The sequence below is a fragment of the Frigoribacterium sp. Leaf164 genome (assembly GCF_001423665.1).
Taxonomy (GTDB): Bacteria; Actinomycetota; Actinomycetes; order Actinomycetales; family Microbacteriaceae; genus Frigoribacterium; species Frigoribacterium endophyticum.
This window is the reverse complement of the sequence record NZ_LMOX01000001.1, coordinates 937973-961522: the sequence shown is the minus strand read 5'-3', so window position 1 is coordinate 961522 and position 23550 is coordinate 937973. Positions and strand designations below refer to the sequence as shown.

Annotated in this window: 19 protein-coding genes; 11 read left to right on the top strand and 8 right to left on the bottom strand. The window is 73.4% G+C overall.

The genetic code is table 11. The features are described from left to right. Window positions 1-146: 146 nt before the first annotated feature. The 5 genes from ASF82_RS04295 (at window position 147) to ASF82_RS04275 (ending at window position 6101) form a co-directional block, all read left to right on the top strand. Window positions 147-1475: a bifunctional o-acetylhomoserine/o-acetylserine sulfhydrylase gene (locus ASF82_RS04295; protein ID WP_056053802.1), complete on the top strand. Its 1329-nt coding sequence runs from the start codon at window positions 147-149 to the stop codon at window positions 1473-1475. A gap of 140 nt (window positions 1476-1615) precedes the next feature. Beyond that, a complete protein-coding gene (locus ASF82_RS04290; protein ID WP_056053798.1) occupies window positions 1616-2824 on the top strand; it encodes a homoserine O-acetyltransferase in 1209 nt (402 codons plus the stop codon). A 127-nt stretch (window positions 2825-2951) separates the two neighbouring features. Next, the gene (locus ASF82_RS04285; protein WP_056053795.1) at window positions 2952-4115 is read left to right on the top strand and encodes a sensor histidine kinase; all 1164 of its coding nucleotides are present in this window, start codon (window positions 2952-2954) and stop codon (window positions 4113-4115) included. Continuing rightward, window positions 4112-5371 (top strand): hypothetical protein, encoded by a 1260-nt coding sequence (locus ASF82_RS04280; protein ID WP_056053792.1) that lies wholly within the window; start codon window positions 4112-4114, stop codon window positions 5369-5371. Before ASF82_RS04285 ends, ASF82_RS04280 begins: the two co-directional genes overlap by 4 nt. Before the next feature lie 58 nt (window positions 5372-5429). Further along, the gene (locus ASF82_RS04275) at window positions 5430-6101 is read left to right on the top strand and encodes a response regulator transcription factor (protein ID WP_056053789.1); all 672 of its coding nucleotides are present in this window, start codon (window positions 5430-5432) and stop codon (window positions 6099-6101) included. 73 nt (window positions 6102-6174) lie between these two features. On the opposite strand, the gene ASF82_RS04270 is transcribed toward ASF82_RS04275, so the two are convergent. The 4 genes from ASF82_RS04270 to ASF82_RS04255 all read right to left on the bottom strand — a co-directional run bounded on the left by ASF82_RS04270 (window position 6175) and on the right by ASF82_RS04255 (window position 9651). Further along, the gene (locus tag ASF82_RS04270; protein WP_056053785.1) at window positions 6175-7461 is read right to left on the bottom strand and encodes an MFS transporter; all 1287 of its coding nucleotides are present in this window, start codon (window positions 7459-7461) and stop codon (window positions 6175-6177) included. Between the two features lie 190 nt (window positions 7462-7651). Further along, the gene (locus ASF82_RS04265; RefSeq protein ID WP_056053782.1) at window positions 7652-7888 is read right to left on the bottom strand and encodes a hypothetical protein; all 237 of its coding nucleotides are present in this window, start codon (window positions 7886-7888) and stop codon (window positions 7652-7654) included. 90 nt (window positions 7889-7978) lie between these two features. Further along, window positions 7979-8311, bottom strand: a complete 333-nt coding sequence (locus ASF82_RS04260; RefSeq protein ID WP_056053778.1) for a thiamine-binding protein — start codon at window positions 8309-8311, stop codon at window positions 7979-7981. After that, window positions 8308-9651: a glycosyltransferase 87 family protein gene (locus tag ASF82_RS04255; protein ID WP_082514441.1), complete on the bottom strand. Its 1344-nt coding sequence runs from the start codon at window positions 9649-9651 to the stop codon at window positions 8308-8310. The genes ASF82_RS04260 and ASF82_RS04255 overlap by 4 nt, the downstream gene beginning before the upstream one ends. Before the next feature lie 74 nt (window positions 9652-9725). Here ASF82_RS04255 and ASF82_RS04250 point away from each other — a divergent pair, with 74 nt between their 5' ends. The 4 genes from ASF82_RS04250 to ASF82_RS04235 all read left to right on the top strand — a co-directional run bounded on the left by ASF82_RS04250 (window position 9726) and on the right by ASF82_RS04235 (window position 13016). Then, window positions 9726-10562: an ABC transporter substrate-binding protein gene (locus tag ASF82_RS04250; protein ID WP_056053774.1), complete on the top strand. Its 837-nt coding sequence runs from the start codon at window positions 9726-9728 to the stop codon at window positions 10560-10562. Beyond that, the gene (locus tag ASF82_RS04245) at window positions 10526-11458 is read left to right on the top strand and encodes an amino acid ABC transporter permease (RefSeq protein ID WP_056053771.1); all 933 of its coding nucleotides are present in this window, start codon (window positions 10526-10528) and stop codon (window positions 11456-11458) included. The genes ASF82_RS04250 and ASF82_RS04245 overlap by 37 nt, the downstream gene beginning before the upstream one ends. Next, window positions 11455-12237 (top strand): amino acid ABC transporter ATP-binding protein, encoded by a 783-nt coding sequence (locus tag ASF82_RS04240; protein ID WP_304437970.1) that lies wholly within the window; start codon window positions 11455-11457, stop codon window positions 12235-12237. The genes ASF82_RS04245 and ASF82_RS04240 overlap by 4 nt, the downstream gene beginning before the upstream one ends. An 86-nt stretch (window positions 12238-12323) precedes the next feature. Next, a complete protein-coding gene (locus ASF82_RS04235; protein ID WP_056053768.1) occupies window positions 12324-13016 on the top strand; it encodes a YceI family protein in 693 nt (230 codons plus the stop codon). Between the two features lie 30 nt (window positions 13017-13046). Here ASF82_RS04235 and ASF82_RS04230 read toward each other — a convergent pair whose 3' ends face one another. Beyond that, window positions 13047-13889, bottom strand: a complete 843-nt coding sequence (locus tag ASF82_RS04230; protein ID WP_056053765.1) for an ADP/ATP-dependent (S)-NAD(P)H-hydrate dehydratase — start codon at window positions 13887-13889, stop codon at window positions 13047-13049. 201 nt (window positions 13890-14090) lie between these two features. On the opposite strand from ASF82_RS04230, the gene ASF82_RS04225 reads away from it, so the two are divergent. Then, on the top strand, window positions 14091-15164 hold the full coding sequence (locus ASF82_RS04225) for an NADH:flavin oxidoreductase/NADH oxidase (RefSeq protein WP_056055797.1): 1074 nt from the start codon (window positions 14091-14093) through the stop codon (window positions 15162-15164). Between the two features lie 120 nt (window positions 15165-15284). Here the strand turns inward: ASF82_RS04225 and ASF82_RS04220 are convergent, their stop codons facing one another. The 3 genes from ASF82_RS04220 to ASF82_RS04210 form a co-directional block, all read right to left on the bottom strand. Continuing rightward, a complete protein-coding gene (locus ASF82_RS04220) occupies window positions 15285-16322 on the bottom strand; it encodes a hemolysin family protein (protein ID WP_056053761.1) in 1038 nt (345 codons plus the stop codon). After that, on the bottom strand, window positions 16319-17839 hold the full coding sequence (locus ASF82_RS04215) for a hemolysin family protein (RefSeq protein WP_082514308.1): 1521 nt from the start codon (window positions 17837-17839) through the stop codon (window positions 16319-16321). Before ASF82_RS04215 ends, ASF82_RS04220 begins: the two co-directional genes overlap by 4 nt. A gap of 139 nt (window positions 17840-17978) precedes the next feature. Next, window positions 17979-19418, bottom strand: a complete 1440-nt coding sequence (locus ASF82_RS04210) for a GuaB1 family IMP dehydrogenase-related protein (protein WP_056053758.1) — start codon at window positions 19416-19418, stop codon at window positions 17979-17981. 174 nt (window positions 19419-19592) lie between these two features. Between ASF82_RS04210 and ASF82_RS04205 the strand changes: the two genes are divergently transcribed. Further along, on the top strand, window positions 19593-23426 hold the full coding sequence (locus tag ASF82_RS04205; protein ID WP_056053756.1) for a multifunctional oxoglutarate decarboxylase/oxoglutarate dehydrogenase thiamine pyrophosphate-binding subunit/dihydrolipoyllysine-residue succinyltransferase subunit: 3834 nt from the start codon (window positions 19593-19595) through the stop codon (window positions 23424-23426). Window positions 23427-23550 lie beyond the last annotated feature (124 nt).

The window sequence follows — 23550 nt, the reverse complement described above, 5'->3', positions numbered from 1 at the left end:
GGCGCCCTCCGACGCTACCGCCGCCCGTCGGGGCGCGCGCCGGCACCCGTTACGCCCCGTGTCCGGGCGGTCCCGGCGGGCGCGGCCCGTGTCGTACCGTGGCCCCACCGCGACCCGAGCAGCACCGACCGACGCAGGAGACCACCGTGACCGACCAGAGCGACTGGAAGTTCGAGACCCAGCAGATCCACGCCGGGGCGCGACCCGACCCGACCACGAACGCCCGGGCGACGCCCATCTACAAGACGACCTCGTACGTCTTCCGCGACTCGCAGCACGCCCAGGACCTCTTCGCCCTCGCCGAGAGCGGCAACATCTACTCGCGCATCATGAACCCCACCCACGACGTGGTGGAGCAGCGCATCGCGACCCTCGAGGGCGGCAGCGGCGCCCTCCTCGTGGCGTCGGGCCAGGCGGCGTCGACGTTCGCCGTGCTCAACATCGCCCAGGCGGGCGACCACATCGTGTCGTCGTCGTCGATCTACGGCGGCACCTACAACCTCTTCAAGTACACGCTCGCGAAGCTCGGCATCGAGACCACCTTCGTCGAGGACCAGGACGACGCGGAGGAGTGGCGCCGGGCCGTCCGGCCGAACACGAAGCTCTTCTTCGCCGAGACGATCGGCAACCCGAAGATCAACATCCTCGACATCGAGCTCGTCGCCGAGGTGGCCCACGCCGAGGGCGTGCCGCTGATCGTCGACAACACGATCGCCACCCCCTACCTGATCCGCCCCTTCGAGCACGGCGCCGACGTCGTCGTGCACTCGGCCACGAAGTTCCTCGGCGGGCACGGCACCGTCATCGGCGGCTTCATAGTCGACGGCGGCACCTTCCGCTGGAGCGAGCACGCCGAGCGCTTCCCCGGCCTCACCGAGCCCGACCCGTCGTACCACGGCGCCGTCTACACGCAGGCGGTGGGCGACGAGCTGGCCTACGTGGTGAAGGCGCGCGTGCAGCTGCTCCGCGACCTCGGGTCGTCGAACGCCGCCGACAGCGCCTTCGCCCTCATCCAGGGCATCGAGACGCTCAGCCTCCGCATCGAGCGCCACGTGCAGAACGCCCAGGAGATCGCCGAGTGGCTCGACTCCCGCGACGACGTCGCGGCCGTCTGGTACGCGGGCCTGCCGACGAGCCCCTGGTACGCGGCGGCGAACAAGTACGCGCCCCGGGGCGTCGGCGCCGTCCTCTCCTTCGAGCTCAAGGGCGGGGTCGACGCGGGCCGTGCGCTGGTCGACTCTCTGCAGCTGTTCAGCCACCTCGCCAACATCGGCGACGTGCGGAGCCTCGTCATCCACCCGGCGTCGACGACGCACTCGCAGCTGACCCCCGAGCAGCAGCTGACCACCGGCGTCACGCCGGGCCTCGTCCGGCTCTCCGTCGGCATCGAGTCCGTCGACGACCTCAAGGCCGACCTCGAGGCCGGCTTCGCGGCCGCGCGGCGGACGACGCAGGAGGCCCTGCGGTCGTCCTGACCCCGCTGAGCCCCGCAGGGAGGCGCGGTGCCCGGGCCAGGGCACCGCGCCTCCCGCGCGTCCCCGCACCGCAGCCCCTCCCGGGCCCCCGACGTCACGAACGGGCGGCGCCCGCCGACCACCCCCATGATGGAGACGACATGGACTGGCAGAGCACATCAGAGGACACCGTCCCGTCGAGCATCGTCTCCGAGCGTCACCGCCTGGCGATGCTCGGCAAGCCGCCGGCCACCGGCGCGTGGCGTGACGGCGACGACCCCGGGCACCGCTCCTTCGTCACGCTCGGCGACCTCCCGCTCGAGAGCGGGGGCTCGCTCGCCCGGACGCGCATCGCGTACGAGACCTGGGGCGAGCTCGACGCCGACCGCGGCAACGCCGTGCTGCTGCTGCACGCGCTCACCGGCGACAGCCACGTGGTCGGGCCGGCCTCGACCGGCCACCCGACGGCCGGGTGGTGGAACGGCGTCGTGGGCCCCGGCCTCGCGATCGACACCGACCGCTGGTTCGTCGTCGCCCCGAACATGCTCGGCGGCTGCCAGGGCAGCACGGGCCCGTCGTCGTTCGCGCCCGACGCCGTCGAGTGGGGGTCGCGGTTCCCCCACCTGACGATCCGGGACCAGGTGGAGGCGCAGGTCGCGTTCTCCGACGCGCTGGGCGTCGAGCAGTGGGCCGCGGTCGTCGGCGGCTCGATGGGCGGCATGCACGCCCTGGAGTGGGGCGTCGGCCACCCCGACCGCCTCGAGCGCCTCGCCGTGCTCGCGGCGCCGCCGCTCGCCAGCGCCGACCAGATCGCTCTCAACACGGTGCAGGGCGAGGCCGTCAAGATGGACCCGGGCTGGCGCGACGGCGACTACCACGACGCCCCCGACGGCGAGGGCCCGTACCGCGGCCTCGCGCTCGCACGGCGCATGGCCCTGCTCAACTACCGTTCGCCCGACGAGCTCAACGCCCGCTTCGGCCGTGCCTGGCAGAGCGAGGTGAGCCCGCTCGGCGGGCCGGGCCGGTTCCAGGTCGAGAGCTACCTCGACTTCCACGGCAACAAGTTCACGCGGCGCTTCGACGCCGGCAGCTACGTGACGCTGCTGGGCGCGATGAACTCACACGACGTGGGCCGGGGGCGGGGCGGCGTCGAGGCGGCCCTGGCCCGGGTCTCGGCGCGGGCGCTCGTGCTCGGGATCGACAGCGACCGCCTCTTCCCGGTGGCGGACCAGCGGACCATCGCGCGCCTCCTGCCCCACGGCCTCGACGGCGGCGACGCGGCCGTGATCTCGAGCGAGTTCGGCCACGACGGCTTCCTCATCGAGAACGCGGCGGTCGGGGGGCACCTGCGGCGCCTGCTCGAGACCTGAATCGGGCTCGTCCCTCGGCGCGTCGCGCGCGCTACCACCCCCACGGGTGGTCCGGGTGTGAAAACATGGTGAGGTCGCTGTCACCCGGCAGGCCTCCACGACACCAGCAGTCCGACTCGGGATCAACATGGACATCTTCGCCCAGGAGCGCGACCGGCTGCTGAGCAGCACGGCGCGCACCCTCGGCATCGCCTGCGCGGCCGTCAGCCTCCTCGCGCTCGCGTACCCCGGGGTGGCCGAGCCCCTGCACCTCGCGGCGGTCGTGCCCCTCGTGCTCGTGCTCATCGTGGCCCTCGCGATCGTCGGTCGCTCGGGCGGCCACGCGCGGGCGTGGGTCGTGGTGGGGCTCGCGGCGGGCATCGCGGCGACCGTCGTCGCCCTCCTCCCCGCCACCGGTGAGCCGAGCCCCGGCATCGCCACCGCCGTCGTGCCGCTCGCGGGGGGCGCGACCGCCTCGTTCACGATCGTCCTGTCGTCGAGCCGCCTGCGGGTCGTCACGGCGTCGGTCGCGTTCGTCGTCGCCGTCACCCTCGTCGCGCTGGCCACGGGGTCGCTCTTCACCTTCCCCGTCGCGGCCGTCGTGCTCGGCTGGGCGCTGGTCTTCGTCGCCGGCATCTGGCTCGGGCGCAGCGTTCCCCTCGCCGCGCGGCGCATCTACAGCATCGGCAACGCCCACCGGGCGGAGCGTCAGGCGAGCGAGACGGAGGCCCAGCGCCGGCAGGGCGCGCGCCTCCTGCACGACACCGTGCTCGCCACCCTGACGCTCCTGGCGCACTCGGGCGTCGGGGTCACGGCCCAGGCCCTCCAGGCGCAGGCCGCGGAGGACGCTCGGCTGCTCCGCCACCTCCGGCTCGGCGGCACGCCCCAGCCGCAGGCCTCCGGCGAGTACTCGCTCGAGACCGTCGAGGAGGCGCCCCTCGGCCAGACCCTCGAGTCGGTGAAGCAGCGCTTCGGCCGCATGGGCCTCGAGGTCAGCTGGCACGGCACCGGCCAGGTGCTGCTGCCGACCCACGTGCTCGACGCCTTCCTGCTCGCCCTCGCCGAGTGCCTGGAGAACGTCCGACGGCACGCGGGCGTCACCGAGGCGCACGTCACGATCATCCACGACGACGACATGGTGCGGGCCATGGTCACCGACGCCGGCGTCGGCTTCGACCTGGAGGGCATCTCGGAGGAGCGGCTCGGCTTCAAGGAGTCGGTGGTCGGCCGCCTGCACGAGGTCGGCGGCAGCGCCCGGCTCTTCTCCTCGCCCGGCTCGGGCACCACCGTCGTCCTGGAGGCACCGCGATGAGCATCGACGAGAACACCCTCGGCGTCGTGCGGGGCCGTCGTGCGGCGCGCGGCCTGCCGATCAGCTCGACCGGCGCGCGCTCCCTCCGTCAGGCGCGCGCGGCCGGGGCCACGCTCGGCACCGGCTACCTCGGCCTCGGCGCCGCGGTCATCGCGGGCCTCCAGGCCGTCTACGGCCTGGTCTTCTTCCTCAGCCACCTCGCCGACTACCCCTCCGTGGCCCCGGCCCTCGTGGCGTGGCTCCTCTACATCGCGACGTTCGTCGGCACGGCGGCCCTGGTCACGATCCGGGGCGAGCGCCTGACGGGCTCCGTCTTCGCCGTCATCGGCGGCGTGCTCGTCGTCGTCGTGGCGCTCGACTTCATCGCCATCGCCCCGCTCCACGACGTCGGCGCGTTCGCCACCGCCTCCGTGGCCGTCGGGTTCGGGCTGCTGCCGATCGTGACGCTCCGGCCGGCCCGCGAGATCGTCGTCGCCAGCGGCGTGCTGCTCGTGGCCTTCGTCGTCATGGTGCTGGTGACCACGCCGCTGACGTCCGACACCGTGCCCCAGCAGCTCTCCGTGATCGCCCTGGCCGTCCTGCCCTCGGCCGTGGCGACCTCGATCGTGCAGCGGTTCCGGCGGATGGTGCAGGTCGAGCTCGACCGCGTGCTCGTGCAGAGCAACGTCACGCAGCCCCGCTTCGCCGTCGGCATGCTGGCGAGCGACGAGCTCGCGCGGCTCGACCTCGCCGCCGAGAAGCTGCTCGACGGGGTCGCCGGCGGCGACGTGCCCCTCCCCCTCGCGCCGAAGGTCGCGTCGCAGGCCGCCTCGCTCGCGACCGAGCTCCGCCTGCACCTCATCGAGGGGCGGCGCGAGACCTGGCTCCACCACGCGGTCACCGAGTCCGAGTACCTGGGCCGGTCCGTCACGCTCGTCGACCCGTCGTCGCTCGCGGGCCTCCTCGCTCCCCCGCAGCGCGACGGCCTCCTCCAGGCCGTCTGGCTCCTGCTCGGCGACTCGAAGAGCCGCACCCCCGGCACGACCATCACCCTGACCCTCGGCCCGGTCACGGCGTCGACCAAGTCCATCGCGTCGCTCGCCGGGCGCAGCGTCGACGTGCCCGTCGTGCTGACGACGACCGGCATCCGGCGCAACCGCGTGACCCCCGCGACCTGGAACGCCCTCGAGCGGGTCGGCGAGTACACCGCCTCGACCCACGAGCAGAGCGTCATGATCAAGCTGCACTGCATCGTCGACAACCCCGCCGAGTCGTGACAGCCCGTTCCGTCCCTCCGTCTAGTCTGAACACCACGTCCTGAGAAAGAAGGCACCCGTGACGAACCCCGACGACCGCATCCGTCTGGCCCTGGTCGACGACCACAAGATGCTGCTCGGAGCCCTGAGCGAGTGGATCCGAGGTGCCGCCAGCGACATCTCGATGGTGGCGGCCGTGGCCTCCTGGCCCGAGCTCCTGACGCACCCCGAGTTCCCCGTCGACGTCGTGCTCCTCGACCTCGACCTGAAGGACAACATCCCGATCTCGCTGAAGATCAACACGCTCAAGACCACGGGCGTCAAGACCGTGCTGATGAGCACGTACTCCGAGCCCAACGTCGTGCGCGAGGCCCTCGCGGCCGGTGCGCTCGGCTACCTCGTCAAGAGCGAGGACGCCGACATGATCGTCGAGGCCATCCGCGCCGCGGCGAAGGGCGAGTCGTACATCTCGGCCGAGCTCGACCTCGCCCTCAACGCGGCCGAGATCGGCGGCGTGCCCAAGCTCAGCGCCCAGGAGCGCCGCGTCATGGCGCTCTACGGCGGCGGCGAGCCCGTCAAGGCCGTCGCGTACCAGCTCGGCATCAGCGAAGAGACGGCGAAGAGCTACCTCAAGCGCATCCGTGAGAAGTACCGCGTCGCGGGCTACGACGTCGGCACGAAGGTCGCGCTGCGGAAGCGCGCCCTCCAGGACGGCATCCTCATCGACACCCCGGCGCAGACGAGCTTCTAGCCCTCAGCACCGCGAACGGCCCGGCTCCCCTCGAGGGGCGCCGGGCCGTTCGTCGTCGCGAGGGCTCCCGCCGCTAGCGCTGCCCGATGAACACGGAGCCCGTGTCGGTGTCCTCCTTGTGGTCCGCCTCGCGGGCGGCGGCGCAGAGCGCCGCCTGGCGAGCGTCGCCCGTCTTCTGGAGGCGGAAGCTGACGACCGTCAGGACGACCCCGGCCAGGGCCAGCGCGACTCCCACCCAGCCCGGTGCGGCGAACCCGAACCCGGCCGCGATGACGGCCCCGCCGAGGTAGGCCCCGGCGCTGTTGCCGAGGTTCATCGACGAGTGGTTCAGGGCGGCGCCGATCACCTGGCTCTCGCCGGCGACCTCCATCAGGCGCGACTGGACCGACGGGCCGATCATCGAGCTGACCAGGCCGAGCAGGAAGGTCGTGGCGAAGATGCCGACGAGGCTGTCGACGAGCAGCGCGTAGGCGACGAGCGCGGCGATGAGGCCCACGAAGCCGACGGTGAGGGCCGCCTTGAGGTTCTTGTCGGCGGCCCAGCCGCCGATCACGTTGCCGATCGTCATGCCGACGCCGACGCCGACGAGCACCCACGGAACGACGCCCTCGTCGACCCCGACCCCCTCGGTGACCGCGTTGGCGATGTAGCTGTAGACGGCGAAGAAGCCGCCGAAGCCGATCGCGCCCACGCCCATCACGAGCCAGACCTGCGGCTTGCGGAACGCGCTGAGCTCACGGCGCATCGACGCGGACGAGTCGCCCTCCATGCGCGGCACGGCGAAGGCCACCGCGACGAAGGTCAGCGCGAAGATCGCGGCGACGGCGAGGTAGGCCGTGCGCCAGCCCTGCGCCTGGCCGAGGGCCGTGATCGTCGGCACGCCCACGACGTTGGCGATCGTCAGGCCGCTGAGCACGAGGGCCACGCCCTTGCCCCGGTTGCCCGGCCCCATGATCGTGGCGGCCACGATGGAGGCGATGCCGAAGTAGGCGCCGTGGGGCAGCCCGGCGAAGAAGCGCGCGGCGAGCACCCAGCCGAACGACGGCAGCACGGCCGACAGCACGGTGCCGACGACGAACAGCGCGAGCAGCCCCATCAACAGCTTCTTCTTGGGCAGGTGCGACGACATCGCGGCGATGGTCGGGGCACCGACGACGACGCCGAGGGCGTAGGCGCTGACGAGCCAGCCGGCGCGGGCGATGCCCGCGTCGGACGACTGCGCGTACAGGTCGGGCAGGAGGTCCTGCGCGATGTTCGGCAGCAGGCCCATGGCGACGAACTCGGTCGAGCCGATCCCGAAGCCGCCGAGCGCGAGGGCGATCAGGGCGAACGTCTTGCGACGGGTGGAGAGGGTGGTCACGGGCGGCTGCCTTCGCTGGGTCGGAGGTGTCGGGCTGAGGGGGCCCAGGGCTCTCCGTCGAGCGAACTGGGGGCGTCGGCGGGGGGCGACGTCGCGCCTCCGGCCTGACCGTGTCGGTTCGAATCGATTCGACCTGACCCTCGATGGTACGCCCTGGGGAGGCGCGGGCGCAGCCCCCGGGGCGGCCCGATCAGAGGCCGCCGGTGCCCCGGCAGGGGCCCGTGTCGGACTTCGCCGCGCGGTACCAGGCGGGCAGGAGGACGGCGGGCAGCCAGAAGGCGGCCACGATGCCGACGACGCAGATGCACAGGCCCACCTGCTGGAGGACGTCGGCGACGGGCTCCGCGCGCGCCCAGAGAAGGCTGCCGGCGCCCACCATCGCCACGCCCGTGCCGGCCCACGCGACGCCGAACGGCCAGTGCAGCACTGTGGAGTCCGACCAGCGGCGCCAGGCGCCCGTGTAGGCGAGCAGCCCCGGGACGACCAGGAGCGCCCCGAGGACGACCAGGGTCGGGGCTCAGCCCTGCTCGCCGAGGGCGGCCTCGAGGCGCTCGACCTTGCCGGTCAGCTCGCCGGTGCGGCCGGGGCGGATGTCGGCCTTGAGCACGAGCGAGACGCGGGTGCCGAAGCGGCCCACCGCCTCCGTGGCGTCCTTGACGACGGCCATGACCTCGTCCCACTCGCCCTCGATCTCGGTGAACATCGAGGAGGTGCGGTTCGGCAGGCCCGACGCCCGGACGACCGCCACGGCCGCGGCGACGGCGTCGTGGACGGAGTCGCCGTGCGCCTCCGGGTCGAGGTGGCCGGCGGGGGCACCGCCGCTGGGCGAGACGGAGAAGGCGACGATCATGCGCCCATCCTGCCCCGCCCTGCCGTCGCCGTCCTGCCGAGTCGCCACAGCTGGGCCGCGGCGAGCGCGAGCAGCCCCACCTCGGCGACCCCGCGCAGGGTCGCCACGAGCACGATCCAGGGCTCGGCGGCGAGGAGTGAGTCGTAGCACCACGGGTAGATCACCTGGGTCAGGCCCGCGACGACGAGGCTGAGCGCTGCCGGCACGACGAACGAGGGCCCGCCCCGGCGCTGCAGCACGAGCCCGACCACGACGGGCACGGCCAGCCACGAGACGAACTGCGGCGAGCCCACCTTGTTGGTGACGATCAGGGCCGTGACCAGCCCGAGCGAGAGGGGCGCGAGGAGGCGCTCGGCCGACGCCCCGGAGCGCACGGCCCGCAGCCCCAGCAGCACCACGGCGATCACGACCAGCGCCATGACGACGGTCGTCGCCTGGGCGGCGAGCGCGACGCCCGGCCCGGCGACCTGGAAGGTCAGGATGTCGCGGTCGTAGTAGACGGTCGTGTCGGCGGCCCCGGAGGCCGCCCGCCACAGCCACGGCACCGCGGTGAGCGACTCGACCTGGAGGCCCCTGCCCGCCTGCTGCCCGACGAAGCCGAGCACGGTCGCGCCGCTGCCGAGCACGAGCGAGATCGCGACGACGACCGCGCTCGTCGTCACCGCCGCGGTGAGCACGTCACGGCGGCGGCGCACGGCGATCAGCGCGGCGACGACGAGGGCCGCCGGCCAGACCTTGACCCAGGCGGCGACGGTGAGCAGGGCGGCGGCCAGCGCGGGGCGCGCGGTGAGCAGGAGCAGGCCGACCAGGGCGAGGGCGACCGTGACGGCGTCGATGCGCCCCACGGCGATGGGCCCCAGCACGACGAGGAACGCCAGCCACCACCACGCGGCGGCGAGCTCGCGGCGGCCGCCGCGGGTCAGGACGGCGAGCGCGGCGGCGTCGAGCAGCAGGACGATCGTGAGCCACGCCGTGCCGTAGTGCTCGGGGCCGCCCACGCGGGCCAGCAGCATGGGCACGGCCGCCAGGATCGGGTACACCCACGGCCGGTCGATGCCGACCCAGTCCCCCGCGCCGACGCCGCGCTGCATCCAGGTCGAGTAGACGCTGAGCACGTCGCCCATCGGTTGGTTCGGGCCGGTCAGCGCCGCGTGCCCGAGCCAGAGGTGCACGAGCACGACGGCGACGCCGAGCAGCACGGGCGACGCGGCGACCCGGCGCGCGGCCCCCGCGGCGCCCCGGCCCGACGCCACGGGGGCAGCGGACGCCGTCGACCCGGTCGGGAGGGGCACGCTCCCCGTGTCGGCGCGTCCGGACGAGGGAGGCGCGGCGCGGGTCATGCGCACAGGCTAGCCGCCCGTCACGGGGCGTCTCCGAGGCGTCGTCCGTCGGTCGCCGCCGGTACTCTCGTCCCATGCGCCTCACCCGACTCCGTCGAGCCTCCGCCGTCGCGACCGCCCTCGTGGCCGTCGGCCTCCTCACCGCCTGCTCGGGCGCCTCCGGCGGGTCGGGCGACGCCTCCGGCGGGGGCGTCGGCCTCGTGACCGAGGGCAAGCTCACGGTCGCCACCGGCGAGCCCGCGTACAGCCCCTGGGTCGAGGGCGACGACCCGACGACGGGCGAGGGCTACGAGTCGGCCGTGGCCTACGCCGTCGCCGAGCAGCTCGGCTACGACGACTCCGACGTGGTCTGGGTGCGCACCACCTTCGACGAGGCCATCGCGCCCGGTCCGAAGACGTACGACCTGAACCTGCAGCAGTTCTCGATCACCGACCAGCGGAAGAAGGCCGTCGACTTCTCGTCGCCCTACTACGAGACCCGCCAGGCCGTCGTCACGCTGCCCGGCACGGCCGCGGCCGACGCGACGAGCGTCGCCGACCTGAAGGGCCTCGCGATCGGCGCCCAGAGCGCGACCACGAGCTTCACGGCCGCCGAGACCGCCATCGACCCCGACGGCGGCGTGCAGGCCTACAACTCCAACGACGACGCCAAGGCGGCGCTCGAGTCGGGCCAGGTCGACGCCATCGTGCTCGACGTGCCCACCGCCACGTACTTCGTCGAGGGCGGCGTCGTCCTCGGCCAGCTGCCCGCCGCCGAGGGCGCGAGCGACGAGCTGGGCATCGTCCTGCCGCTCGGCAGCGACCTGACCTCCGACGTCACCGCCGCCGTCGACGCGCTGCGGGCCGACGGCACCCTCGACGAGCTGCAGCAGCAGTGGCTCGCCGACTACGACGTGCCGGAGCTCTCGTAGCGCCGGCACCGGTCGCCGCCGGCACGGGCCCCGCGGCCGGCGGCCCGGCCCCCGCCCCGGTCAGCGACCTCGAGCTCGGGCGGCGCGCGTACCGCCGCCGGCAGTCGACCCGCTCGGTCGTGGTCGCGGCGATCAGCACCGTGGTCTTCGCGGCCCTCGCCTGGTGGGCGGTGACGAGCACGCCCGGCTGGGAGCGCGTGCGCTTCAGCTTCTTCGACGGCGAGTCGCTCGTCGCCGCCTGGCCCCGGGTGCTCGAGGGCCTCTGGCTCAACGTCCGCGTGCTCGTCGTGGCCGCCCTCGGCGTCGCGGTGCTGAGCACCGTGCTGTCGGCCCTCCGCACCCTGCGCGGCCCGGTCTTCTTCCCCGTCCGGGCGCTCGTGCGCGGCTACACCGACCTGTTCCGCGGGCTGCCGCTCATCATCGTGCTCTACCTGGTCGGCTTCGGCGTGCCCGGCCTCGGTCTCGGCATCCCCCGCCTCCCCGCCGAGTTCTGGGGCACCATCGCGTTGGTCCTCACCTACTCGGCCTACGTCTCCGAGGTCGTGCGGGCCGGCATCGACGCCGTCCACCCGTCGCAGCGGCTCGCCGCCCGGTCGCTCGGCCTCAGCCACGCGAAGACCCTGCGCCTCGTCGTCTTCCCCCAGGCGCTCCGCAAGGTCACCCCGGCCCTGATGAACGACCTCGTCTCGATGCAGAAAGACGTCGGGCTCATCTCCGTGCTCGGCGCCGTCGACGCCGTCCGCGCCGCGCAGATCGAGACGGCGACCGCCGCCAACTTCACGCCCTACGTCCTGGCCGGCCTGCTGTTCGTCGCGCTGGCGCTGCCGACCCTCTGGCTCACCGACTGGCTGTCGGCGCGCCTCCGCCGCCGCGAGCAGGCCGGGAGCGTCGTGTGAGCGCCCCCGTCACGCCCGCCGGAGGCGCGGTGCCGGCCGCCGGGGCCGCCCCCGTCCTGCGCCTCGAGGGGGTCCGCAAGGCGTTCGGCGACACGACGGTGCTCGACGGCATCGACCTCGACGTGGCCCGCGACGAGGTCGTGGCCCTGATCGGCGCCAGCGGCTCGGGCAAGTCGACGCTGCTGCGGACGGTCAACCTGCTCGAGACGATCGACGACGGCCGCATCACCCTCGACGGCACCGACATCAGCGACCCGCGCGTGCGCGTCGACGCCGTCCGGGCCCGCATCGGCGTCGTCTTCCAGCACTTCAACCTCTTCCCGCACATGACCGTGCTCGAGAACGTCTCGCTCGCGAGCCGGCACGTGCTGCGCCAGCCCCGCCGCGAGGCCGAGCAGCGTGCCCTCGAGCTGCTCGAGCGCGTCGGCCTCGGCGACAAGGCGCGCTCGTACCCCGACCGGCTCTCCGGCGGGCAGCAGCAGCGCGTCGCGATCGCGCGGGCCCTCGCCCCGAGACCCGCCGTGCTGCTGCTCGACGAGATCACGAGCGCCCTCGACCCCGAGCTGGTGGGCGAGGTGCTCGACCTGGTCCGCACGCTCAAGGAGGTCGGCACGACCATCCTCATGGCGACGCACGAGATGGCGTTCGCGCGCGACGTCGCCGACCGCGTCGTCTTCCTCGACGCGGGCCGCATCGCCGAGCAGGGGCCGCCTGCCCAGCTCTTCACGGCGCCGCGCACCGAGCGCGCCCGCGACTTCCTCGCCCGCTTCACGGCCTGACCTCCCAGGTGCCCCCGAGGGCGGCCAGACATCATCGTCGGAGCCCCCGTGAGCCGACCCGTGCCGAGCCGACCCCAGGAGACACCATGAAGAAGTCCACGAAGACCGCCCTCGCCGTCACCGCCGTCGTCGTGGTGGGCCTCGGCGTCACCGCGGCCGTGGCTGGCCCCGCGTTCTACCGCGACGTCATCGTCGGCGAGCCCGACGCCGCGCCCACCGTCAGCGTGACCCCCGGCGCCACGACCGTCGACGTGAGCCAGGCCTCCGGCGACTGGTCGATCGGCGACGGCAGCAGCGCGGGCTACCGCGTCGACGAGGTGCTGAACGGCACCGACGTCACCGTGGTCGGCTCGACCGACGAGGTCACGGGCACCGTGACGGTCGACGGCACGACGATCACGGCGGCGACCGTCACGGTCGACGTCGCGAGCATCGCCACCGACAGCGCGAACCGCGACGGGTACTTCCGCGACGACGCGATGGAGGCCGGCACCTACCCGACGGCCACCTTCACCCTCACGCAGCCGATCGACGCCGCTGTGCCCGCCGACGGCGAGGTCGCGAGCGTCGAGGCCACCGGCGACCTCACCATGCACGGCGTGACGCAGAGCGTCACCGTCGACCTCCAGGCGGCCCTCTCGGGCGACGGGGTCCAGGTGAGCGGGTCGATCCCGGTGACCTTCTCCGACTACGGCGTCGACGCCCCGAGCTTCGGCTTCGTCCAGGTGGAGGACGCCGGCTCGGTCGAGTTCCTGGTCGCGGCGACCCCCGCCGGCTAGCTCCCCCGCCGACGGGGCCGCAGCCCCCAGCTAGCGCCCCGCGACCAGCTCGGCGATGGTCGCCGGCAGGGCGTGCACCAGCCCCAGCACGGTGAGCGGCCCGCCCGCGCTCGCCCGCGACGCCGCGAGGCCGTGCACGACCGCCGCCGTCGCCGCCAGCCGGGCCAGCGCCTCCGCGTCGTCGGCGACCTCGTCGGCGTGGGTGGCGACGAGGGCCCCCAGCACGCCGCCGAGCGCGTCACCGGCCCCCGCCGTCGCGAGCCACGACGGAGCACTGGCGGCGACCAGGCGCGTGCCGCCGGGCGAGGCGACGTAGGTGCGGTGCCCCTTGACGAGCACCGTGCAGCCCCAGGTCTCCGCCGCGCGCGCGGCGGCGCCGGCGGGGTCGGCCGCGACCTCGTCGACCTCCTGCCCCGACGCCGTCGCCAGCTCGCGGAAGTGCGGGGTGAGGACGACGGGCCCCGTGGCCCGCTCCCGCAGCGACAGCGCGCCCGCGTCGAGCACGAGCGGCAGCCCCGAGGAGGCGGCGGTGCGGAAGCCCTCCTCCGTCTCGTCGTCGAGGTGGTCGCCGTCCACCCCCGACCCGAGCAGCCACGCCTGCACGCGGCCGATGCCCGTCACGGCCTCGGGCCGCCGGTGCAGCACGAAGTCGGCGGCGCGGCGGGGCCCGACGTAGCGGAGCATCCCCACCCCCGTGTGCAGCGCGGCCTCGACGCCGAGCACGGCGGCCCCCGGGTACGACGACGACCCGGTCACGACGCCGAGCACGCCGCGGCTGTACTTGTCGTCGTCGGGGCGGGGCACCGCGATCTCGCCCGCGGCGTCGGAGGGGGTCCAGTCGGTGAAGTCCTGGGAGTCGGTGGAGTCGGTCACCCCTCGACGCTAGACCGGGTCTCCCTCGCCACGCCCGGGCGGGCGGCCCGGGGAACACGGCGGGCGCGCGCCGCGTTGGCGAGCGCGGGACGATCGAGGTCGTCCCCCTCCGACCTGAAAGGCGATGACATCCCCGTGACGTCCGACACCCGCGTGACCACCGACTCCCCCCGCACGGCCCCGGCCGACGGCGCCCCCGGCCTGTTCGACCCCATCACCCTGCGCGGCACGACCTTCCGCAACCGGCTCTGGGTGGCGCCGATGTGCCAGTACAGCGTCGACCGTGAGGACGGCGCGCCCACCGACTGGCACCTCGTGCACCTCGGCGCGCTCGCCCGGGGAGGCGCGGGTGCCGTCATCAGCGAGGCCACCGCGGTCGTGCCCGAGGGCCGCATCTCGCCCCAGGACACCGGCCTCTGGAACGACGAGCAGGTCGAGGCCTGGAAGCCCGTGACGGCGTTCGTCAGGGGCCAGGGCTCGGTGCCCGGCGTCCAGCTCGCGCACGCGGGCCGCAAGGCGTCGACCTTCCGCCCCTGGAGCGACGTGCAGGGCACCGTGCCCGCGAGCGAGGGCGGCTGGCCGACGGTCGCGCCCTCGGCGGTCGCCTTCGAGGGCTACGACGAGCCGCGCGAGCTGACGCACGACGAGGTCGTCGGCCTCGTCGAGGCGTTCCGCAGCGCCGCCCGCCGCTCGGTCGAGGCCGGCTTCGAGCTGATCGAGCTGCACGCGGCGCACGGCTACCTGCTGCACCAGTTCCTCTCGCCGCTGAGCAACCAGCGCACCGACGAGTTCGGCGGCTCGCTCGAGAACCGCGCGCGCCTCCTGCTCGACGTGGTCCGCGCCGTGCGGGCCGAGGTCGGCGACGGCTACCCGCTGCTCGTGCGCTTCAGCGCCACCGACTGGGCCGAGGGCGGCTGGGACGAGGACGACACCGCGACCGTCGCCGCGTGGTCGCGCGAGGCCGGGGCCGACTTCTTCGACATCTCGACCGGCGGCCTCGTCGCCGGCGTGAGCATCCCCGTGGGCCTCGGCTACCAGGTGCGGTTCGCCGAGCACGTCCGTCGGCAGGCCGACGTCGAGACCGGCGCCGTGGGCCTCATCGTCTCCGCCCGCCAGGCCGACGAGGTCATCTCCTCGGGCCAGGCCGACGTCGTGCTGATGGCCCGCGAGTTCCTCCGCGACCCGCACTTCCCCCTCCGGGCCGCCGCCGAGCTCGGGGTCGAGCTCGACTACGTGCCGGCGCAGTACCAGCGCGCACCGTTCCGGGTGAGCTGACCCCGGCAGCCGCACCGCGCCTCCGGCACCGGACGACGACGGCCGCCTCGATCTCGCGATCGGGGCGGCCGTCGTCGTGCGCCGTGCGGGAGGCGGCGGGCACGCCCGCCGGAGCGCCCGCTACGAGCGCCGGGTCGCGTCCTGGACCTCGCCGATGAGCTCCTCGAGGATGTCCTCGAGGAAGAGCACGCCCTGCGTCGCCCCGTGCTCGTCGAACGAGCGGGCGACGTGCACGCCGCTGCGGCGCATGGTCGCGAGGGCGTCCTCCAGCTCGGTGCCGCGGTAGATCGAGATCAGCTGACGGATCCGCTTCGGCGGCACCGGGTCGTGGAACTCGTCGACGTCGAGGTCGATGACGTCCTTGAGGTGCAGGTAGCCCGTCGGGTCGCCGCCGTCGTCGACGAGCACGTAGCGCGAGAAGCCGTTCTGGGCGACGGCGCGCTCGACGTCGGACGGCGTCGCGTCCTCCGGCAGCGTGACGAGGCCCGACATCCGCACCGCGACGTCGTCGACGGTCTTCTCGGTGAACTCGAACGCGGCCTGCACGGTGCCGCTCGCGTCGGTGAGCGTGCCCTCGCGCTGTGACTGCGCGACGATCGTCGCGACCTCGTCGACCGTGAACGCGCTGGCCGCCTCGTCCTTCGGCTCCACCCCGAAGGCCCGCAGCACGGCGTTCGCCGACCAGTTGAGGGCGACGACCACGACGTGGAAGACGCGGGCGATCGCGACGAGCGGCGGGGCGAGCAGCAGCGCGGCCCGGTCGGGCAGCGAGAACGAGATGTTCTTCGGCACCATCTCGCCGAGCACCACGTGCAGGAACGACACGAGCACCAGCGTGATGACGAAGCCGACCACGCTCACGAGCTCCTCGCTGAGGCCGGTGAGGCCGAGCGGGCCCTCGAGCAGGTGGTGGATCGAGGGCTCCGACACGTTGAGGATGAGCAGCGAGCAGATCGTGATGCCGAGCTGCGTCGTCGCGAGCATCATCGTCGCGTGCTCCATCGCCCAGAGCGTCGTCTTGGCGGCGCGGCTGCCCGCCTCCGCCTTCGGCTCGATCTGGGAGCGACGGGCGCTGATGACGGCGAACTCCGCCGCCACGAAGAAGGCGTTGCCCATCAGCAGCAGCACGAGCCAGACGATGCCGAGCCAGTCGCTCATCGCGCGTCCTCCTTCGTCGTCGTCGTGGTCGTGCCGGCGCCGCGCCCCGCGGCCCGGGCGGCGGCCGCCGCCGTGGCGGCCCGGGTCGCCCGGTCGGTGCGGGTGGCGGGCCCGCCCGGCCCGCGGGCGTCGTCGTGCGCACCCTGACGCGCGTCGGCGATCTGCGACGAGCCGGCCCCGGTGCCGGAGGCGCGGTCAGCGTCACCGGCCTCGCTCGCCTCGTCGTCCGGGGTGGGGGTGAAGCGGATGCGGTCGATCCGGCGACCGTCGAGGCGCTCGACCCGGAACGTGCCCGAGTCGCTCTCGACGACGTCGCCGACGACGGGCAGGCGGCCCAGCTCGCTCATCAGCCAGCCGCCGACGGTCTCGTAGGGGCCCTCCTCCGGCACCTTGACCGACGCCCGCTCGAGCAGCTCGTCGGGGCGGAGCAGGCCCGGGAAGGTCAGCCAGTTGCGCGAGCGCACCACGTCGACGCGGCTGCGGTCGTGCTCGTCGGAGACCTCGCCGACGAGCTCCTCGATGAGGTCCTCGAGGGTGACGACCCCGGCGGTGCCGCCGTACTCGTCGACGACGACGGCCATCTGGTAGCCGCGGCCGCGCACCTCGGCGAGGAGGTTGTCGAGGGTCATCGTCTCCGGCACGCGGACGGCGTCGGTCTGCAGCGCCGACACGGGCACGTCGGCCCGCTTCTCGCGCGGCACGGAGACGGCCTGCTTGACGTGCACGAGGCCGACCACGTCGTCGATGCCGTCGTCGGTGACCGGGAAGCGCGACAGGCCCGTGCGGCGCGCGAGCTCGAGCACCGTCTCGGCGGAGTCCGTCCGCGTCACCGTCGACAGGCGGGGGCGGGGCGTCATCACGTCGGAGGCGGTGTGGTCGCTGAAGGCCAGGGTGCGCGCCAGCAGGGTCGCGGTGTCGGTGTCGAGGCTGCCCTCGAACGCCGAGCGGCGGACGAGCGACGAGAGCTCCTCGGCGGTGCGGGCGCCCGAGAGCTCCTCCTTCGGCTCGATGCCGATCGACCGGAGGATGGCGTTGGCCGTCTCGTTGAGCAGCCGCACCGCGGGCTTGAACACCGTGGTGAAGCCGACCTGGAAGGGGATGACCAGCTTCGCCGTGCGCAGCGGCAGGGCGAGGGCGAAGTTCTTGGGCACGAGCTCGCCGATGATCATCGACAGGAGGGTCGCGACGACGATCGAGACGATCGGCGCGCCGACGTCGACGACCGGCTCGGGCACGCCCACCGCGGTGAGCGGCGGCTCGAGCAGCCGCGAGATCGCGGGCTCCATCGTGTAGCCGGTCAGCAGCGTCGTCAGCGTGATGCCGAGCTGGGCGCTGGAGAGGTGGGTCGAGGTGATGCGGAGGGCGCCGATGGTCGGGCCCAGGCCCTTCTCGCCCTTCTGCTCACGGGCCTCGAGGTCGGACCGGTCGAGGTTGACGAGGCTGAACTCGCTGGCCACGAACAGGCCGGTGCCGACGGTGAGCAGCAGGCCGATGCCGAGGAGGATCCACTCGTTCACGAGGAGCGGTCACCCCGCTCGGCGGGGAGATGGTGGGAGGGTGCGGTCGTCTGGGACGGAGGGTCATCCATAGGCGTGCGATCCTACCGCGCGCGGGCGCTCGCGCCCCCAGCTGTCGAGCGGACACGGGCCGCGTCCGCTACCAGCTGACCGGCAGCGCCTTGCCCTCCTCGTACCCCGCCGCAGACTGGACGCCGACGAGGGCCCGCTCGGCGAACTCGGGCAGGGTCGTCGCGCCGGCGTAGGTAAACGAGCTGCGGACGCCGGAGGTGATCATGTCGAGCAGGTCCTCGACGCTGGGGCGGAGCGGGTCGAGGTAGATGCGCGACGACGAGATGCCCTCGGCGAAGAGCGTCTTGCGGGCGAGCTCGTAGGGGTCGAGCCGCTCGAAGCGGCCCTGCACGGCCTTCGTCGAGGCCATGCCCCAGCTCTCCTTGTAGAGCCGGCCCTCCTCGTCGGCCGCCAGCTCGCCGGGGGCCTCGATCGTGCCCGCGAACCACGAGCCGATCATGACGGAGGCGGCGCCCGCGGCGAGCGCGAGGGCCACGTCGCGGGGGTACCGCACCCCGCCGTCGGCCCAGACGTGGGCGCCCAGCGCGCGGGCCGCCGCGGCCGTCTCGAGCACGGCCGAGAACTGGGGGCGGCCGACCGCGGTCATCATGCGGGTGGTGCACATCGCGCCCGGGCCGACGCCGACCTTCACGATGGAGGCCCCGGCGGCGACGAGGTGGCGCACCGCCTCCTCGGTGACGACGTTGCCGGCGGCGATCGGCAGGCCGAGCCCGAGGCCCGCGACCGCCTTGATGGCCCGGATCATGCCGTCCTGGTCGCCGTGCGCAGTGTCGATCACGAGCACGTCGACGCCGGCCGCGGCGAGCGCCCGTGCCTTCTCGGCGACGTCGCCGGTGATGCCGACGGCGGCGGCGACGCGGAGGCGGCCCCCGGCGTCGAGGGCCGGCCGGTACAGCGTGCTGCGGAGCGCGCTCTTGCGGCTGACCGTGCCGATGACACGGCCGTGGCGGAGCACCGGCGCGAAGTCGATCTCGGCCGCGACCATGCGGTCGAAGGCGGCGCGCGGGCCGTCGACGTCGTCGGCGTCGAGGGAGGTGAGGGCGCCGTGCAGCAGGTCGCCGAGCACGGCGTCGCGGGGCGCGGTGCCGAGGCGGGAGGCCGCGATGCAGCCGAGGTACGCGCCGGTGCCGTCGTGCAGCACGATGCCGTGGCCCTCGACGGCCGGGACGGTGCGGAGGGCCGTCTCGACGGTCTCGCCCGCGTCGAGCGAGTAGGGGGTGTCGTAGTCGACCGGCTGGGCCTTCACCCACCGGATGGCCGCGTCGAGCTGCTGCAGCGGCATGTCCTGCGGCAGGACGCCGAGCCCGCCGCGCCGGGCGAGGGTCGCCGCGAGGCGGGGCCCGGTGACCGAGTTCATGTTCGCCGAGACGATCGGCAGCGTGGCGCCGGTGCCGTCGCCCGGGGCGAGGCTCACGTCGAGGCGGCTCGTGACCGACGACCTGCTGGGCACGAGGAACACGTCGGAGTACGTCAGGTCGTGGGTCGGCGTCGTCTCGTAGAACCTCATGGCTCCACGGTAGCTCTCCTCGACCGCGCTGACTCCGTGGGATCCGGGCCCGCCGGTGGGGCGCCTCCTGCGGGTCGCCCTGCCCGCGCTCGGTCGGATGCGCTTAAGCTGGGGCACCGTGGGCGGCGCTGCCCACGCACTGATCAACAATCAACGGAGAGTGGGCGATCGGCTGTGACGAGCCACGTGACGGGAACGACCGACGAGGGTGCCTTCGGCGCCAACGAGTGGTTGGTCGACGAGCTCTACGAGCAGTGGCTGGTCGACAAGAACGCGGTCGACGAGTCGTGGTGGCCCGTCCTCGAGGCGTACACGCCCGCCGACGGCGGAGGGTCCCCGGCCGGAGGCGCCGACGACGCCGCCTCCGCCCCGCAGTCCGCCGCCGCGGCGACCAGCACGCCCGCCGCGCCGGAGCCCGCCTCGACCGAGGGCGGCCAGGCCCAGGTCCCCGACGAGGTCGCTGGCGCCCCCGGCCAGGACGAGCCCGCCGCCCCGGCCCCCGCCCCGGCAGCCCCCGCCGGCAAGAAGGCGGCGAAGACCACGTCGGTGGAGCCCTCCGCGAAGCCCATCCCCGCCGACTCGCCCGCGAAGGCGGCGGAGCCGAAGCGCCCGGCCGCCGAGCCCACGCCGGAGCCCGAGGCCGTGGTCACGCCGCTCCGCGGCATGGCGAAGTCGCTCGCGACCAACATGGACGCCAGCCTCACGGTGCCCACCGCGACCAGCGTCCGCACCGTCGCGGCCAAGCTGATGATCGACAACCGCATCGTGATCAACAACCACCTCAAGCGCGCCCGCGGCGGCAAGGTGTCGTTCACGCACCTCATCGGCTGGGCCCTGGTGCAGGCGCTCAAGGAGTTCCCGAGCCAGAACGTGTTCTACGACGAGGTCGACGGCAAGCCCTCGGTCGTCACTCCCCCGCACATCAACCTCGGCCTCGCGATCGACATCCCGAAGCCGGACGGCACCCGTGCCCTCCTCGTGCCGGGCATCAAGAAGGCCGACGAGATGACCTTCGCCGACTTCCTGTCGGCCTATGAAGACGTCGTCCGCCGGGCCCGCGACAACAAGCTGACGGCGGCGGACTTCCAGGGCAACACGATCTCGCTGACCAACCCGGGAGGCATCGGCACCGTCCACAGCGTCCCGCGCCTCATGAAGGGGGCCGGCTCGATCATCGGTGCCGGCGCTCTCGACTACCCGGCCGAGTTCCAGGGCACGTCGTCGAAGACCCTCGTCGAGCTCGGCATCGGCAAGACCGTGACGCTGACGAGCACGTACGACCACCGCGTCATCCAGGGCGCGGGCTCCGGCGAGTTCCTCAAGAAGGTCAACGAGCTGCTCATCGGGCAGCGCGGCTTCTACGAGGAGATCTTCGCGGCTCTCCGCATCCCCTACGAGCCCATCCACTGGAACGCCGACATCAACGTCAACCTCGCCGAGCGCGTGGGCAAGACGGCGCGCGTGCAGGAGCTCATCAACAGCTACCGCGTGCGCGGCCACCTGATGGCCGACATCGACCCGCTCGAGTACCGCCAGCGCACCCACCCCGACCTCGCCATCGAGAGCCACGGGCTGACCTTCTGGGACCTCGACCGCGAGTTCGTCACGGGGGGCCTCGGGGGCCGCACCTCCGCCCTGCTGCGCGACATCCTCGGCATCCTCCGCGACTCCTACTGCCGCACGATCGGCGTCGAGTACATGCACATCCAGGACCCTGCGCAGCGGGCCTGGGTGCAGCAGCACGTCGAGGTGCCCTACGTGAAGCCGTCGCACGACGAGCAGATGCGCATCCTCGCCAAGCTCAACGAGGCGGAGGCGTTCGAGACCTTCCTGCAGACGAAGTACGTCGGCCAGAAGCGCTTCAGCCTCGAGGGCGGCGAGTCGGCGATCGCGCTGCTCGACACCGTGATCCAGCAGGCCGCCCGGGAGGGCCTGGAGGAGGTCGCGATCGGCATGGCCCACCGTGGCCGCCTCAACGTGCTGACGAACATCGCCGGCAAGACGTACGGCCAGATCTTCCGCGAGTTCGAGGGCACGCAGGACCCGAAGACGGTCCAGGGCTCCGGCGACGTCAAGTACCACCTCGGCACCGAGGGCGAGTTCACGAGCGCGACCGGCGAGACCATCCCGGTCTACCTCGCGGCGAACCCCTCGCACCTCGAGGCCGGCGACGGCGTGCTCGAGGGCATCGTCCGCGCGAAGCAGGACAGGGGCCCGAAGGGCGTCTTCGCCACGCTGCCCGTGCTGGTGCACGGCGACGCGGCCATGGCCGGCCAGGGCGTCGTCGTCGAGACGCTGCAGATGTCGCAGCTGCGCGGCTACCGCGTGGGCGGCACCATCCACGTCGTGATCAACAACCAGGTCGGCTTCACCACCCCGCCGTCGGAGTCGCGCACCTCGGTCTACTCGACCGACGTCGCGAAGACGATCCAGGCGCCGGTCTTCCACGTCAACGGCGACGACCCCGAGGCCGTGGCGCGCGTCGCCGAGCTCGCGTTCTCGTACCGCCAGCAGTTCAAGCGCGACGTCGTCGTCGACCTGGTCTGCTACCGCCGCCGCGGCCACAACGAGGGCGACGACCCGTCGATGACGCAGCCGCTGATGTACAACCTCATCGAGGCCAAGCGCAGCGTCCGCACCCTGTACACCGAGGCGCTCGTCGGCCGCGGCGACATCACACAAGAGGAGTACGACGGCGCCCACCGCGACTTCCAGGACCGCCTCGAGCGGGCCTTCGCCGAGACGCACGCGGCCCAGACCGGGTCGATGCCGGTGGTCACCGACGACGCGGGCGACGTCGACGACCTCGAGCGACCGGTGTCGCAGCGCGACGACCGCACCGGCGAGCCCGAGACGACCGGGGTGTCGCTCGACCTGATCCACGCGATCGGCGACGCGCACGACAACCCGCCCGAGGGCTTCTCGGTGCACCCGAAGCTGTCGCAGCTGCTGCGCAAGCGCGTCGACATGAGCCGCGCCGGCGGCATCGACTGGGCCTTCGCCGAGCTGCTCGCGATGGGCTCGGTGCTCACCGAGGGCACGCCCGTCCGGCTCGCCGGCCAGGACAGCCGTCGCGGCACCTTCGTGCAGCGCCACTCCGTGCTGCACGACCGCGAGAACGGCCAGGAGTGGCTGCCGCTGCAGAACATCACCGACGACCAGGCGAACCTCTGGATCTACGACTCGCTGCTCAGCGAGTACGCGGCGATGGCCTTCGAGTACGGCTACTCGGTCGAGCGGGCCGACGCGCTGGTGATGTGGGAGGCGCAGTTCGGCGACTTCAGCAACGGCGCGCAGACCGTCATCGACGAGTTCATCTCGAGCGCCGAGCAGAAGTGGGGCCAGCGCTCCAGCGTCGTGCTGCTGCTGCCGCACGGCTACGAGGGCCAGGGCCCCGACCACTCGTCGGCGCGCATGGAGCGCTTCCTGCAGCTCTGCGCGGAGGACAACATGACCGTCGCGCGCCCCTCGACCCCCGCCTCCTACTTCCACCTGCTGCGCCGCCAGGCCTACGCCCGGCCGCGGCGCCCGCTCGTCGTCTTCACCCCGAAGGCGATGCTGCGGCTGCGCGGCGCGACGAGCGGCGTGGACGCGTTCACCTCGGGCCGTTTCGAGCCGGTGCTCGACTGCACGCGGGTCTCCGACCCGTCGGCGACGAAGCGCATCGTGCTGCACTCGGGCAAGATCCACTACGACCTGACGGCCGAGCTCGACAAGCGCGGCGTCGGCGACGACGTCGCCCTCGTGCGCCTCGAGCAGCTCTACCCGCTGCCGCTGGAGCGGATCCGCGAGGTGCTGTCGCGGTACCCGCAGGCCGAGCTGGTCTGGGCCCAGGAGGAGCCCGAGAACCAGGGCGCCTGGCCGTTCGTCGTGCTCGAGCTGCAGAAGCACCTCGACCGCCCGATCCGGGTCGCGTCGCGCCCCGCCTCGGCGTCGCCGGCGGCCGGCTCGACGAAGGCCAGCGCGGCGCAGCAGGCCGAGCTGATCGCGGCGGCGCTCACGCTGTAGCGCCGTCGGGGTGAAGCCCGCCGACCGCGGCGGACGAGACGGAGGGTGACGTCGGCCGAGCCGATGTCGCCCTCCGTCGTGCCGGGCTCCCGGAGCCGAGGAGGCGCGGGGCGACCCTGGTGCG